The 13,161-nt window shown below is 68.1% G+C and carries 13 protein-coding genes and 1 tRNA gene; 9 read left to right on the top strand and 5 right to left on the bottom strand.

The genetic code is table 11. The annotated features are described in order from the left end of the window. Nucleotides 1-90: 90 nt before the first annotated feature. Both ACWDU1_RS18980 and ACWDU1_RS18985 read left to right on the top strand, forming a co-directional pair. Nucleotides 91-1,491, top strand: a complete 1,401-nt coding sequence (locus ACWDU1_RS18980; RefSeq protein ID WP_450000121.1) for an MFS transporter — start codon at nucleotides 91-93, stop codon at nucleotides 1,489-1,491. Then, on the top strand, nucleotides 1,488-2,234 hold the full coding sequence (locus ACWDU1_RS18985; protein WP_450000122.1) for a 3-hydroxybutyrate dehydrogenase: 747 nt from the start codon (nucleotides 1,488-1,490) through the stop codon (nucleotides 2,232-2,234). Before ACWDU1_RS18980 ends, ACWDU1_RS18985 begins: the two co-directional genes overlap by 4 nt. A 27-nt stretch (nucleotides 2,235-2,261) precedes the next feature. Here ACWDU1_RS18985 and ACWDU1_RS18990 read toward each other — a convergent pair whose 3' ends face one another. Both ACWDU1_RS18990 and ACWDU1_RS18995 read right to left on the bottom strand, forming a co-directional pair. Then, nucleotides 2,262-2,639 carry a hypothetical protein gene (locus ACWDU1_RS18990; protein WP_450000124.1) on the bottom strand — a complete coding sequence of 126 codons (378 nt, stop codon included), beginning with the start codon at nucleotides 2,637-2,639 and terminating at the stop codon, nucleotides 2,262-2,264. 41 nt (nucleotides 2,640-2,680) lie between these two features. Beyond that, on the bottom strand, nucleotides 2,681-3,484 hold the full coding sequence (locus ACWDU1_RS18995) for a peptidoglycan recognition protein family protein (RefSeq protein WP_450000125.1): 804 nt from the start codon (nucleotides 3,482-3,484) through the stop codon (nucleotides 2,681-2,683). A 254-nt stretch (nucleotides 3,485-3,738) separates the two neighbouring features. Between ACWDU1_RS18995 and ACWDU1_RS19000 the strand changes: the two genes are divergently transcribed. The 7 genes from ACWDU1_RS19000 to ACWDU1_RS19030 all read left to right on the top strand — a co-directional run bounded on the left by ACWDU1_RS19000 (nucleotide 3,739) and on the right by ACWDU1_RS19030 (nucleotide 10,081). Continuing rightward, nucleotides 3,739-4,014 carry a helix-turn-helix domain-containing protein gene (locus ACWDU1_RS19000; protein ID WP_450000127.1) on the top strand — a complete coding sequence of 92 codons (276 nt, stop codon included), beginning with the start codon at nucleotides 3,739-3,741 and terminating at the stop codon, nucleotides 4,012-4,014. Nucleotides 4,015-4,639: 625 nt separating this feature from the next. Next, nucleotides 4,640-5,002 (top strand): PASTA domain-containing protein, encoded by a 363-nt coding sequence (locus tag ACWDU1_RS19005; protein WP_450000128.1) that lies wholly within the window; start codon nucleotides 4,640-4,642, stop codon nucleotides 5,000-5,002. 90 nt (nucleotides 5,003-5,092) lie between these two features. Beyond that, nucleotides 5,093-6,832, top strand: a complete 1,740-nt coding sequence (locus ACWDU1_RS19010; protein WP_450000130.1) for a DUF3556 domain-containing protein — start codon at nucleotides 5,093-5,095, stop codon at nucleotides 6,830-6,832. A gap of 107 nt (nucleotides 6,833-6,939) precedes the next feature. Next, the gene (locus ACWDU1_RS19015) at nucleotides 6,940-7,674 is read left to right on the top strand and encodes a DUF7873 family protein (protein WP_450000131.1); all 735 of its coding nucleotides are present in this window, start codon (nucleotides 6,940-6,942) and stop codon (nucleotides 7,672-7,674) included. Between the two features lie 283 nt (nucleotides 7,675-7,957). Continuing rightward, nucleotides 7,958-8,032, top strand: a tRNA-Lys gene (locus tag ACWDU1_RS19020). Between the two features lie 146 nt (nucleotides 8,033-8,178). After that, nucleotides 8,179-8,385, top strand: coding sequence for a hypothetical protein (locus ACWDU1_RS19025; RefSeq protein ID WP_450000132.1), 207 nt, complete (start codon nucleotides 8,179-8,181; stop codon nucleotides 8,383-8,385). A gap of 55 nt (nucleotides 8,386-8,440) precedes the next feature. Further along, on the top strand, nucleotides 8,441-10,081 hold the full coding sequence (locus tag ACWDU1_RS19030) for an ABC-F family ATP-binding cassette domain-containing protein (protein ID WP_450000134.1): 1,641 nt from the start codon (nucleotides 8,441-8,443) through the stop codon (nucleotides 10,079-10,081). 15 nt (nucleotides 10,082-10,096) lie between these two features. On the opposite strand, the gene ACWDU1_RS19035 is transcribed toward ACWDU1_RS19030, so the two are convergent. From ACWDU1_RS19035 to ACWDU1_RS19045, 3 genes are all read right to left on the bottom strand, one after another. Continuing rightward, nucleotides 10,097-10,261 (bottom strand): hypothetical protein, encoded by a 165-nt coding sequence (locus ACWDU1_RS19035; protein WP_450000136.1) that lies wholly within the window; start codon nucleotides 10,259-10,261, stop codon nucleotides 10,097-10,099. Nucleotides 10,262-11,171: 910 nt separating this feature from the next. Next, nucleotides 11,172-12,749: an MFS transporter gene (locus ACWDU1_RS19040; protein WP_450000138.1), complete on the bottom strand. Its 1,578-nt coding sequence runs from the start codon at nucleotides 12,747-12,749 to the stop codon at nucleotides 11,172-11,174. Beyond that, nucleotides 12,746-13,161: hypothetical protein (locus tag ACWDU1_RS19045; protein ID WP_450000140.1), on the bottom strand; the 416-nt coding region annotated here is incomplete at its 5' end. The genes ACWDU1_RS19040 and ACWDU1_RS19045, both read right to left, overlap by 4 nt.

Here is a 13,161-nt window from a genome sequence, read left to right on the forward strand (position 1 = left end):
ACCTCTGCATCAATACTCGATGCAGCCGATAAATGTGGGGGCCATCACATTCGAAGCAGGGTGTGGCTCCCGGCACGAAGGAGCAGTGCGATGAGGGAGCAGAGCGGTCCACCCGGACCGGCCGATTCGGTGGACCACGATTCCGGCGGAACGGCACACGGCCTGCGGCGCGTGGTCGCCGCGTCGATGGCGGGCACGGTCGTGGAGTGGTATGAGTTCTTCCTCTACGGCACCGCCGCCACCCTGGTGTTCAGCAAAGTGTTCTTCGCCGAGGGCACCAGCGATCTGGACGCCATTCTGGCCGCGTTCGTGACCTACGCCGTCGGGTTCGCCGCCCGGCCGCTGGGCGGTGTCGTATTCGGGCACTACGGCGACAAGTACGGCCGCAAGAAGCTACTGCAGTTCAGTCTCGTCCTGGTCGGCAGCGCGACCTTCCTGATGGGCTGCCTCCCCACCTTCGGCCAGATCGGCTACTGGGCGCCCGCCCTGCTGGTGGCCCTGCGCTTCATCCAGGGCTTCGCCGTAGGTGGCGAATGGGGCGGCGCGGTACTGCTGGTCGCCGAGCACAGCCCGAGCCGCAGCCGTGGCTTCTGGGCGAGCTGGCCGCAGGCCGGCGTCCCGGCGGGCAATCTGCTGGCCACGGTGGTCCTGCTCGTCCTGACCTCGACCCTGTCCGACGAGGCCTTCCTGAGCTGGGGCTGGCGGGTCGCGTTCTGGTTGTCCGCGGTGGTCGTCCTGGTGGGCTACTACATCCGCACGAAGATCACCGACGCCCCCATCTTCGTCGCGGCGCGGCGGGAGGCCGAGGACATCGCGGCCACCTCGCTCAGCGTCGTGGAGGTGCTGCGGCGCTACCCGCGCGGCGTTCTCACCGCGATGGGACTGCGCTTCGGCGAGAACATCATGTACTACCTGGTGGTCACCTTCACCATCACCTACCTCAAGGTCGAAGTTCACGCCGACACCACCGTGATCCTGTGGTGGCTGCTCGCGGCACACGCGGTCCATTTCGCCGTGATCCCGCTGGTGGGGCGGCTCTCCGACCGGTTCGGGCGGCGGCCGATCTATCTGATCGGCGCGGTCACCGCGGGCACCTGGGGTTTCTTCGCGTTCCCGATGATGGACAGCGGTCACAACGCGGTCATCCTGTCCGCCATCGTCATCGGCCTGATCTTCCACGCGTTCATGTATGCCGGGCAGCCGGCCATCATGGCCGAGATGTTCCCGACCCGGATGCGGTATTCCGGGGTCTCCCTGGGCTATCAGGTGACCTCGATCGTGGCCGGATCGCTGGCGCCGATCATCGCGGTGCGCCTGCTCGACACCTACGGCTCGGCGGTGCCGATCGCCTGGTATCTCGCGGGCGCGGCGGCGGTCAGCGCGATCGCGGTATTCGCGGCCCGCGAGACCAAGGGCCTGGATCTGGCGAGCATCGATCGCGCCGATGCCGAGAGCGTGGGTCCGGGAACCCCGAAAATGGCTGTGCGATGAGTGATCTGACGGGCCGCAGTGCGCTGGTCACCGGTGGCGCGAGCGGTATCGGCGCGGCATGCGCCCGGGCCCTCGCCGCTCGCGGCGCCCGCGTCACGGTGGCCGATATCGATGCCGACGGTGCCGCGACGGTGGCCGCCGAGATCGGCGCAACGGTATGGGCGGTCGATCTGCTCGACACCGGCGCGCTGGAAGACCTCGAGCTCGGCACCGACATCCTGGTGAACAACGCCGGGGTCCAGCACATCGGCCCGATCGAGGAATTCGCGCCACAGCGTTTCCGCGACCTGCTGGCACTCATGGTGGAGGCACCGTTCCTGCTGGTGCGCGCGGCGCTACCGCATATGTACCGGCAGGGCTGGGGTCGTGTCGTCAACATCTCCTCGGTGCACGGCCTGCGGGCGTCCGCGTACAAGGTCGCCTACGTAACGGCCAAACACGGACTGGAGGGGTTGTCGAAGGTGACCGCGCTCGAGGGCGGCCCGCACGGCGTGACCAGTAACTGCGTCAATCCCGGATACGTGCGGACCCCGCTGGTGGACAAGCAGATCGCCGACCAGGCGGCGGCACACGGCATACCCGAACAGGAGGTGCTGGACCGGATCCTGCTCACCGAGAGCGCGATCAAGCGACTGGTCGAACCCGGCGAGGTGGCGGCGCTCGTGAGCTGGCTCGCCTCCGCCGACGCCGGCATGGTCACCGGGGCGGCATACACGATGGACGGCGGGTGGAGCGCGCGATGAGGGCGGGCTCCACCCGCCGTGCGCGGGTCATCCGGACTGCGCACTGCGGTCGGTGACGTCGTCGCGGCCCTGACCCGCGGGGTCGCGGGTCAGGGGCGGGGGCGGAGGCACATCCACCCCGAGATCCAGTAGCGACGACCGCACCACGATGTCCCAGCTGGCATGCTGGGTCGAGGCCAGCCGGCAGCGGCGTTCGGCGGCGGCGACGACCCGGCGGTGGGCTTCCAATTCGGCCGTCATGACGGCGATCTGCCGCGACAACGGTTCCACCATCTGAGCCGCCGCCGCGGTCAGCACCGCCACGGCGTCGGCGCGGCGTTTGCGCCTGCTGAAGACTCCCGCCGCGAAAACCCCTCCGACACCGGTGACCAGGCCGCCGAGGACAGATGCCAGCTCGCTGATCATGCTGTCCTCCTGTTCTGGGTGACGCGACCCCGGCATTCGCCTCAGTCGCGCCGGTCGGCGGTCGGGTCGCGGAATCCGGGGATCTTCAGCGCGGCGCCGATGACCCCGAGCGCCTCGGCGGTCGTACGGTTGCCCAGGAAATCCCAGCCCGGAAAGTCGGCACCCCGGGAGGTTCCGGATCCGGAGAGCTGATCCAGGCTGAGGCCGACGTGTTTGTCGAGGTAGTGTAGGAGAGTGCCGACCGTCACCTGCTGACCGTGGTAGTTGGTGATCTTTTCATCCAGGAACGCCATCTCATCGCCCCTTCCGTCGAGGAGTGCCTGTACTGCCCGGCGGAAGGCGTTCATATCGATGCCCGCCGGGTCGATCTTCCCTTCACTGGAGTACTCGCGGTGCCCGGCACAGTCGCCCGAGCCGCGTCCGATGCGGCGCAGGATGGCCGCACAGCCGCGTTCGTAGGCGTCGAGCTGGGCCGGGGTCCAATCCCACGGCGGTGTTCCGCGCGAGACGGCCTCGATACCGATGGTGTGGAAGTTGGCGTTGTCGGTGGGCCAGCCGGGCCAGCGGCCACGCCCCGCGTGCCAGCAGACGCCCACCGCGATCACCCGGTAGGTGCCGTCCTTCTCGAGTACCAGTTGCGCCAGCGGGCCCGGCAGTCCGGGTCGCCCGTCCTGGACGACCCGCCAGTCGTTCGGACCACCGCCGGCCGTGTGATGACACAGCACGCCCCGGATATCGAGGAAGTCGCCGTGCCCGCGCTGCCGCCAGCCGTCGTGTTCCAGGACGCGCAGCCCGGCGTCCCGCAACACATCGGCCAGCCACACCGGATCCCCGCTCCAGCTCATCGCCAGTCTCCTTTCCGCCGGCCGCCGGTATTCCTCGAACTCCGGCGCCGGATGGGAATGAGGTGCCGCTTCGAGGCCTGAGCTGCGGTGATAGTCAACAGCTCTACCTCAGGTTAGTCCTATTTCGGTCCCTTTTCAACCTATTTTGGTCTCATATGTGCCGCGTTCGGTCTCCGAATCCCGTACGCGCGGGCCACCACGCCGAAACTATCGGGCACTTGATCAGACTGTGCGCGGTCCCCAGAATGGTCGACATGAATGCGACGCCCGCGGAGCCGGAGAGAGCAACCGGCGAGGAGGCGCGGCTGGACGCAGCCCTGGGCGCGGAGGTCCGCGCCATCCGGGCCCGGCGCGGCTGGAGCCAGGAGGCGCTGGCCGAGCGGACGGGCTACAACAAGAAGACCATCGCCCGGCTGGAGCGGGGCGAACGGGCCATGACCATCGCGCAGATGTACAAGATCTGCCGGGCGTTCGAGATCCGTCCGAGCGAACTACTCGGAACCGCCGAGAAGGAAGCCGGAATCGAGTAATACCGCCGGGTCCAGGCCCCGCCGGCGACATTCCGCGACGAATGCCGATACCGCTGTGGTGGCGTGGTCACCGGCGAGATCGTCCGCCGACTCGGCGGCGGGCCGGTCCGGAGCTTCGTTGCCCATGAGCGTTTCCCGTTCTGGCCGATCCACGCTCGCGAGGAGTTCCACTTCCCCCGCGAAACCCGACAGTTCCTACCCTTCGGCTACCCACCCGGATCCCGGTGCTCGTCACCGGACCCTGACGCCGAGTGTAATTACCTTCGCGCTCTTCGCCTAGGCACCAAAGCGACCCGGGACCAGGCGGTTACGCCACCGACGAGGCCGAATCCCCCGCGTAGAACGCGAATCGGACCCCGGGATCCCACCCCCGTACATCGGGCAGTGCGGCCGCCCCGGGAAAACCACCGGGGGCACGGGTCTTCCGGGACCCGCCGCGACTCGGCCGGTCCCACCGCGAGTTCCACACCGCGCCCAGAGCGCACCACGCCGGACACCGGCCGGATTTGCGCCGGACCAGGGCTTCGCGACATCCTGTCGAAGCCGGGCGACCGCAATTCCCACCGCGCCCGCCTTCGGAGTCCACCGGCCCCGAACCCTTTCGGAGCACGACGAGGAGAGCTCGATGCGAAGAGTCCCGGTAGCGCTGATCACCGGCGTCCTGCTGGCGGCCTCGTGGCTGACCGGCTGCGGTTCCGACTCCACCACCGAGCCCACGCCCGTCTCCGCCACGGACCGGGCGGACGCCCCGGTGCCGGATGTGCTCGGGCAACGCCCGGCCAAAGCGCAGCAGCTGATACAGGAGGCCGGGTTCGTGATCGTCGTCCACGGTCGCGCCGGGCGGGCCCCGAACGGGTCGCAATGCGTGGTGATCGAGCAGGATCCGCGGCCCGGCACTCCCACGGCACCCGGCGCGACGGTCACGGTCCGGACCGGCGGTACCGGCGCACCCGACAGCCCGCCCGGAGATCCCGCCACGGCCTGCTGAGCCCGGCGCAGCGGTATTCCGGTCCGGACGACCATATGTCTGTGCCATCATGTCCCGGAATCAAGTCCGAGCACGTGTCCGGGAGCAATTGTGGCATTCCTCAAACCGGAGCTGCCCGTCGTCGACGCCGAGTGGTACACCCGGCCTCGCGCGGAGCGAATCCGGCCGATGGCGCGGCACTGGGCGGAGGTGGGCTTCGGCACCCCGGCCGTGCTGCATCTGTTCTACGTCGTCAAGATCGCGCTCTACATTCTCGGTGGCCTACTGTTCGCGCAGGCCACCACCGGAATCGGTGCCGTCGCGGATATCGGCTCCTGGTACGCCGAGCCGATCGTGCTGCAGAAGGTCGTGCTCTACACCATGCTGTTCGAGGTCATCGGCCTCGGCTGCGGATTCGGCCCGCTCAACAACCGCTACCTGCCGCCCATGGGCTCGATCCTGTACTGGTTGCGCCCCGGTACGATCCGGCTGCCACCCTGGCCGGCCCGGATCCCGCTGACCGGCGGCGATCGCCGCGGCCCGTTCGATATCGCGCTGTACGCCGCACTGCTGGTACTGATCGTGGTGGCGCTGTTCTCCGACGGCACCGGCCCGGATTCCGCACTCGGCACCGAGATCGGCTTGCTGCCCGACTGGCAGATCTGGGCCATCCTGGGCGTTCTCGCGGTCGCGGGCCTGCGCGACAAGGTGATCTTCCTGGCCGCGCGCGGCGAGGTGTACGCGGCGCTGAGCCTGACCTTCCTGTTCGGCGGGGCGGATACGATCATCGCGGCGAAACTGGTGTTCCTGACCATCTGGATCGGCGCGGCACTGTCGAAGCTGAACCGGCACTTCCCCTTCGTCATCTCGACCATGATGGCCAACGGCCCGCTGGTCCGCCCGCGTTCGATCAAACGCCGGTTCTTCGAGAACTACCCCGACGACCTGCGCCCCGGACGGCCGTCCCGCCTGATCGCCCATATCAGCACCGCCGTCGAAGGACTGGTTCCGCTGGTGCTGCTGTTCACCCACGGCGGCTGGCCCACCGCGATCGCGGCCGCCGTCATGATCTGCTTCCACGCCGCGATCCTGGTCTCGATCCCGATGGGCGTACCGCTGGAATGGAATGTGTTCATGATGTTCGGGGTGCTCGCGTTGTTCATCGGGCACGCCGAAATCGGCCTGTCCGATATCTCGAACCCCCTCCCGGTCGCCGCGCTGTTCCTCATCAGCGCGGGCACGGTGATCGTCGGAGCCTTCTATCCCCGCAAGGTGTCGTTCCTGCCGGGAATGCGCTACTACGCCGGCAACTGGGACACCGGGCTCTGGTGCATCAAGCCCTCCGGGATGGCCAAGATCGCCGATGGCCTGGTCTCGATCGCGAGTATGCCCACCGCCCAGCTCGAAAAGGTCTACGGGAGCCCGGAGGCCGCCCAGGTCCCGATCTATCTGGGTTATGCGTTCCGCGCGTTCAACACCCACGGGCGAGCGATGTTCACCCTCGCCCACCGCGCCATGACCGGCCAGGACGAATCGGACTATGTGCTCACCGATGGTGAGCGCATCTGCTCCACTGCCGTCGGCTGGAATTTCGGCGACGGCCATATGCACAACGAACAACTGATCGCCGCCATACAGCGCAGGTGCCGGTTCGAACCCGGCGAGGTGCGGGTGGTGCTCATCGACGGCCAGCCCATCCACCGCCAAACCCAGCAGTACCGCCTGGTGGACGCCGCGACCGGTGAGTTCGAGCGCGGATTCGTCCGGGTGGCCGACCTGGTCACCGCCCAGCCCTGGGACGATACGATTCCCGTCCACGTCACCCACGGCCCGGTGCTCGATACCCGCTGAATTCCGGAAGATCCGGCGGCGCGGGCGAATATCCGGTGGCGCGGGCAGCCGGTGCCGGGCTACGGTATCCCCCGGTCGCGACACAGTGACCGAAGGAGGGAAAAGCTTTGTCCACCAAGCTGAATCAGCTCATCGCCATCGAGAAGGGCGCCAAATCGCAGGCGAGCGCGGATGTCACCGCCGCGTACCAGCGGGTGGGCAAGGTCGATCTGCTGGCGGGTATCTCACGCACGTACCGGCCGCTCGACGATATGGGCGAGGAGTTGCCCTCGGAATCCAAGCGGGTCCAGGTGCGGGCGCGCGAGGTGATCGCCGATGTCCAGAACACGCTGACCCGCTTGTTCGATGTGACCGCGACCAAGGACACCACCAACTGTTCGGCGAAGGCCGATCTCACGGTCGACGGCGTCACCATCGCCCGCGATCTGCCGGTCACCTATCTGCTGTTCCTGGAGAAGCAGCTGAGCGAGCTGAAGAAGTTCGTCGCCAAGCTGCCGACCCTGGATCCGGCCGAGGCGTGGTCGTTCGACGAGGTCACCGACTGCTACGCGACCCAGCCCTCGCAGACCGTGCGGACCAAGAAGGTGCCGCGTAACCACGTATTGGCGCCGGCGACCGAGAAGCATCCGGCGCAGGTGGAGGTGTATCACGAGGATGTGGTGGTGGGCCGGTGGACCACCACCAAGTTCTCCGGCGCGCTGCCGGCGAAGGAGGTCGGCGATCTCGGCGACCGGCTCGGCAAACTGCTCGACGCGGTGCGCATCGCGCGCGAAACGGCGAACGCGACACCGGTGACCGATGTCCAGCCCGGTCGCGCCATTCTCGGCTACCTGTTCGGCTAGCCGGGACCACGAACTCCCCTTTCGGGGGGATGGAGCACAATCTGAAACTGAAGTTCAATCTGATGACAGTCCGGGCGCTGCCAGGGCCCGGCCGATAAATTCAGCTTCTTGCTCCAAGCTCACAACTCCATCGATCGTACGGGGTGCGGTTAGCGTGCTACGCGCTCCCGCGATCCGGGTTCGATTCCCGGTGGCGGCTCTTCCTGCCGCTGTGGTGTAAAGGCAACACACGGGATTACTCAGCCTGACACCTACCCGCAGTACTCGGCGATCACAGGTGGAGCAGACGGTAGCTCATCTGGTAGAGCATCGGACTCTTAATCCGACGGTAGTGGGTTCGAATCCCACTCGTTGACCAGGGGAGGCCGGGAAGGGTAATCCCGGCCTCTCCGCCGAGCTCGTGAGTTGAGGTTTCAACCCCAGACATCGCGGGTACTCCTATGCCCCCAGCCATGGGAGCACTTTCCGGCTCCGGCGCCCGTCACACGGTTACTATTTCCGGCTGTGTCAAGAGGCCAGCCCCCCGAAAACGGAGAATTATCCGCCACCCGCGAAGCCGAGCAACTCGGACAGCCCAAAGTCGCGCTCGCCGTGGCCGCCGTGATGGCGTTCCTGATCCTGGTGGTCCTGGTCGCGACCAACGGTAAACAGGACGACGGCGTCCGCCGCTCCCGCCCGATCGAGAAACCTCCCACGACCTCACAGCAGTAGGCGGTTATCCGGCCCACGGATCGGACCCGCCCGGGATGCGGGCAGAATACCCCCGGTGAACGCAACACTGCATGCCGACGGTCTCGCGGCCGGGCACGCCGAACGCACCCTGTTCGCCGACCTCGATCTCACCCTGGCGCCCGGTGATGTGATCGGTTTGGTGGGCGTCAACGGCGCGGGAAAATCCACCCTGTTGCGCATGCTCGCCCACGGCGCCCCGGAGTCGGGCACCATCACGCTCAGCCCACCCGATGCCAGCGTGGGTTATCTGGCCCAGGAACCCGAACGTATCGCCGGCGAGACCGTACTGGAATTCCTCGCCCGCCGGACCGGGGTCGCCCACGCCCAGCAGGTGATGGACGCGGCCGCCGAACGTCTCGGTGGCGACGGCCCCGACGACTACTCCCCCGCGCTCGAACGCTGGCTCGCCCTCGGCGGCGCCGATTTCGCACAGCGTGCCGAGGAGGTGGCACGTGATCTCGGGCTCGCCGAAGGTCTGCGCGGCGGGCTCGATACGCCGATGACCGGCCTGTCCGGCGGGCAGGCCGCGCGCGCCGGCCTCGCCTCGGTCCTGCTGTCGCGCTTCGATATCCTGCTGCTCGACGAGCCCACCAACGACCTCGATCTCGACGGCCTGGACCGTCTCGAACGTTTCGTCACCGGTATCCGCGCACCGCTGATGGTGATCAGCCACGACCGGGAATTCCTGACCCGCACGGTGAACAGTGTGCTGGAACTCGATCTGGCCCAGCAGCAGGCCGGCTTCTACGACGGTGGCTACGACGCCTACCTGGCCGAACGCGAGATCGCCCGCCGGCACGCTCGCGCGGCCTACGACGAATACGCCGATACCCGGGCCGGTTTGGAGGCCCGGGCCCGTATGCAGCGCAACTGGCTGGAGCACGGCGTACGTAACGCGCGCCGCAAGAGCAAGAACGACTCCGACAAGATGGGCCGCAAGACCCGCGCCGAGTCCACCGAGAAACAGGCCGCCAAGGCGCGTCAGACGCAGCGTCGCATCGAACGGCTCGAGGTGGTCGAGGAACCGCGCAAGGAGTGGGAACTGCGGATGGAGATCGCGACGGCGCCCCGGAGCGGCACCATCGTCGCGACGGCCCACGAGGCCACCGTCGCACGCGGCGATTTCGTGCTCGGACCGGTGACCACGCGAATCGAATGGGCCGACCGGATCGTCTTGTCCGGTGCGAACGGCGCCGGGAAGTCCACCCTGCTCGCCCTGCTGCTCGGCAGAATCGAACCCGATACCGGTACCGCCGCACTGGGTTCGGGAGTACGGATCGGCGAGGTCGACCAGGCGCGTGGCCTGTTCCGCGGCGAGACGCCGCTGGCCGCCACCTTCGGCGCCGCGATGCCGGAATGGCCCGACACCGATGTCCGCACGCTGCTCGCGAAATTCGGCTTGCGCGGACCGCATGTGACCCGCGCCTGCGATACCCTCTCGCCCGGTGAGCGCACCCGGGCCGCACTGGCCCTGCTCCAGGCCCGCGGAGTGAATCTGCTGGTCCTCGACGAGCCGACCAACCACCTCGACCTACCCGCCATCGAACAGCTCGAACAGGCGGTCGACTCCTTCGCCGGCACGCTGATCCTGGTGACCCACGATCGCCGCATGCTGGATTCGGTGCGCACGACCCGGCACTGGCGGATGGCGGACGGCCGGCTCACCGAGGAATAGGCACCGCGACGCCCGCTAGTAGCGGGCGTCGCGGATCTGCCGGTCCCGCAGGTTCTTGGGCCGGCGCCGATACGTCTTACCCGAGGGGATGGGCTGGGCGGCGCCGGAGCGGCGCAGCTCTTGCCGGCGCCGCCACCCGGTGAGGTCCGGGCGTTCGTGTTCTTCGCGAGCGTCGGTCATACCGTGGATCATGACGTATCCGGCGGCTGGGCGCCTGTTGTTTTCCACGCGGCCGCTACGGCGACGCGGCGGGATGGACGCGGCCGCGCGCACCCCGCCGCACCCCGATCACGCGGACAGTGCCCGATTGTCCACCAGCCGCTTGAAATCGGACCCGGCTTCGACCAGGCCCCATTTGAGCAGCCAGCGGTAGGTCTGGTCGAACTGTTCGGGCGCGTAGGGCCGCGGGTCGGCGAACCGCAGCCGCCAGGGGGCGATATCCGCCTCGTCCAGGGTGCCGAGCTCTTTGGGAATCTCCTCGGTGAAATAGTGCAGGTACGGCCGCACATCGGTGTTGATATCGGCGACCGCCCGGCGGACACCGCGGTCGATGGCGGCGTGCACCTCGGGATCGACCTTCTCGTCGGCGATCTCGGCGCCGGTGTAGAACGCCTCGGCGATCAGCCGGTAGCCCTGCTTCAGCGCCAGACTGATGTAGGGCTCCATCAGCGCCACGGCCTCCACGGTGCCGTCGCGCAGTGCCTTGAACCGGTCGGCCGGGCCACCCACGTGCACGACCTTCAGCTGCTCGGGCTCGACGAAGCCCTCCAGCGTCTGGATCGCGAGGTAGTGGGAGCCGTGATGGAAGTTCACCGCGACCTGCTTATCGCGCAGACTCTGCGGGTGGAAGACATCGGATTCGGGGCGCACGAAGATCGCCTGGCTGGCGATAGCCGCGCGCTGGGTGACGATCCGGCCGCCACGGCCCGAATCCTGGGCCCGCCGGACCTGCCCCCATTCGCAGGCGCGGTAGAGCGAGACGTCGCCGTCTTCGAAACCGCGCGAGATCCCGCCGAAGGAGCTCACCAGATGATGATCTTCGATCGGCTTCACACTCACGTTGTAGGCGCCGGGCGCGACCAGTTCCAGATCAACGCCCTCGTCGAGGAAGTACCCCTTCTCGAGGCCCACCAGGTAGGGCAGCGTGAAGATCGCCCCGGTCCGGACGCTCGTGATCTTCGGTAAGGGTGCGTTCGTATCGTTGCCGGTCATCGGCTCGTTCCTTTCGTGACATGATTGCGGCCGCCGGTGCGGCCGTGTTCGGGGTCGCCGGGAACCAGCGGTTCGCGGCGACCAGTGCGAGAACGGCCACCACCGCGGTGCCCGCGTACGCGAGGCGCATTCCGCCGGTGAAGTCCGGCGCGGATACGGGTCCGGGCCGGGCGAGTAAACCGGCCACGGATACGGCCACCGCGCCCAGTGCGGCCGTACCCAGGTTCATGCCGACCTGCCGGGAGGTGCTGGTGATCGCGCTCGCCGAGCCGGACCGATCGGGCGGCAGAGCGGCCACGGCCGACGAGGTCGCGGGGGGATTCGCCATCCCCATTCCGATGCCCAGCAGCGCGAAGGCCCCCAGCACCCAGCCGATCGACGAGGTCGTCGTCGCCGCGAGCGCGAGCCAGGTCATCGCGGTGATCAGGAAGAGATAGGCCAGCAGGATCGGACGCCGCGGACCGTAGCGGCCCAGCAGCCGCCCGGACACCTGTGCGGCGACCAGGGTTCCGGCCGTGAGCGGCAGGGCCATCAGGCCGGCCTCCCACGCCGAATATCCCCGGACCTGCTGCAGGTAGAGGGTATTGAGGAAATTCATCCCGGTGAGGCAGAAGTAGGAGAACCCGGCCGTCAGCACCGCGCCGCGCAGCTGTGGCCGGCGGAAAACCGTGAGGTCCAGGACCGGGTCGGCGGCCCGCCGCTCCACCAGGACCACTATCGGCACCGAGACCACCGCCGCGCCCAGCGCCAGGATCGTCGGCACCGACAGCCAGCCGTCCCGGGCGCCGCCGGACAGCGCGAAGGTCACGAAGAACAGGGTGGCGGCGATGGACAGATGCCCGGCGGGATCGATGCCCCGGCGTAACCGCGGCACCGGGGATTCGGGCACCCAACGCAGCACGAGCACGACCAGGGCCGCGAACGGCAGGCAGATCAGGAAGACACTGCGCCACCCGACCACTGTGACGAGTACGCCGCCGATCACCGGTCCGAGCGCGGTCGAGACTCCGGCGGTGGCGCTCCAGGTGCCGAGTGCCCGGCTCCGCGCGACCGGATCCTGGAAGACGCCGGTGAGCAGCGAGATCGAGGCCGGGGTCATCAGCGATCCGCCGATTCCCTGCAGAATCCGCCAGACGATCAGTTCGGCGAAGCCGGAGGAGAAATAGCACAGCAGCGACGCGATACCGAACAGCACGACACCCAGCCGGAAGATCCGCCGCGGGCCGTAGCGGTCGGCCAGCGATCCCGCGAGGAACAGGGTGCTGCCGCGGGCCAGCGCGTTGGCCACGACGACCCACTGCAATTGCGCCACCCCCAGGCCGAGATCGGCCTGCAGGGCCGGTAACGCGACCACCAGTGCCGAGGTGTCCAGCGAGGAGAGGAACAGACTCGCGCAGCAGGCCGGTAGGGCCGCCCGGGGGTACCCGGCGGCCCGCGGATTCTCCGGACCGTTCAACTCAGGCTCTCGTAGACCGGCCGATCCGCGGCGCGCGACAGCAGGCCGATCTCGCGGGCGACCTGAATCTGTTTGTCCAGGTTGGTGAATACGCTGTGGTTCCAGGTGGACGGGTAGATATCGAGGAGCCGCTCGGGCAGCAGATCGATGGCGGCTTCCTCGTCGGCCGGAATTCCGAAGGCCTCGTAGTGCCGGCCCAGGAGGGCGGGGTCGGCGGTGATCAGCCCATTGGCCTCCGAGCGCAGGGCCACGAAGCGCGCCGCGGTATCGCGGTTACGCTCCAGCCACGGCCGGTTGAACGCGGCGCCGTTGAGGAACAACGGATTCGCGTCGCCGGTGCCTTTCTGCCACAGCTGCGAGACGGTCGCGATCTGGCGGTTGCCCTGGGCGACCAGCCGGGTGGCGTTGGGCT

The organism is Nocardia sp. NPDC003345, assembly GCF_053589395.1.

Bases quoted from the DNA above. Each gene is read 5' to 3' on its own strand.
- ACWDU1_RS18980 (WP_450000121.1), top strand. From the start codon at position 91: ATGAGGGAGCAGAGCGGTCCACCCGGACCGGCCGATTCGGTGGACCAC.
- ACWDU1_RS18985 (WP_450000122.1), top strand. From the start codon at position 1,488: ATGAGTGATCTGACGGGCCGCAGTGCGCTGGTCACCGGTGGCGCGAGC.
- ACWDU1_RS18990 (WP_450000124.1), bottom strand. From the start codon at position 2,639: ATGATCAGCGAGCTGGCATCTGTCCTCGGCGGCCTGGTCACCGGTGTC.
- ACWDU1_RS18995 (WP_450000125.1), bottom strand. From the start codon at position 3,484: ATGAGCTGGAGCGGGGATCCGGTGTGGCTGGCCGATGTGTTGCGGGAC.
- ACWDU1_RS19000 (WP_450000127.1), top strand. From the start codon at position 3,739: ATGAATGCGACGCCCGCGGAGCCGGAGAGAGCAACCGGCGAGGAGGCG.
- ACWDU1_RS19005 (WP_450000128.1), top strand. From the start codon at position 4,640: ATGCGAAGAGTCCCGGTAGCGCTGATCACCGGCGTCCTGCTGGCGGCC.
- ACWDU1_RS19035 (WP_450000136.1), bottom strand. From the start codon at position 10,261: ATGACCGACGCTCGCGAAGAACACGAACGCCCGGACCTCACCGGGTGG.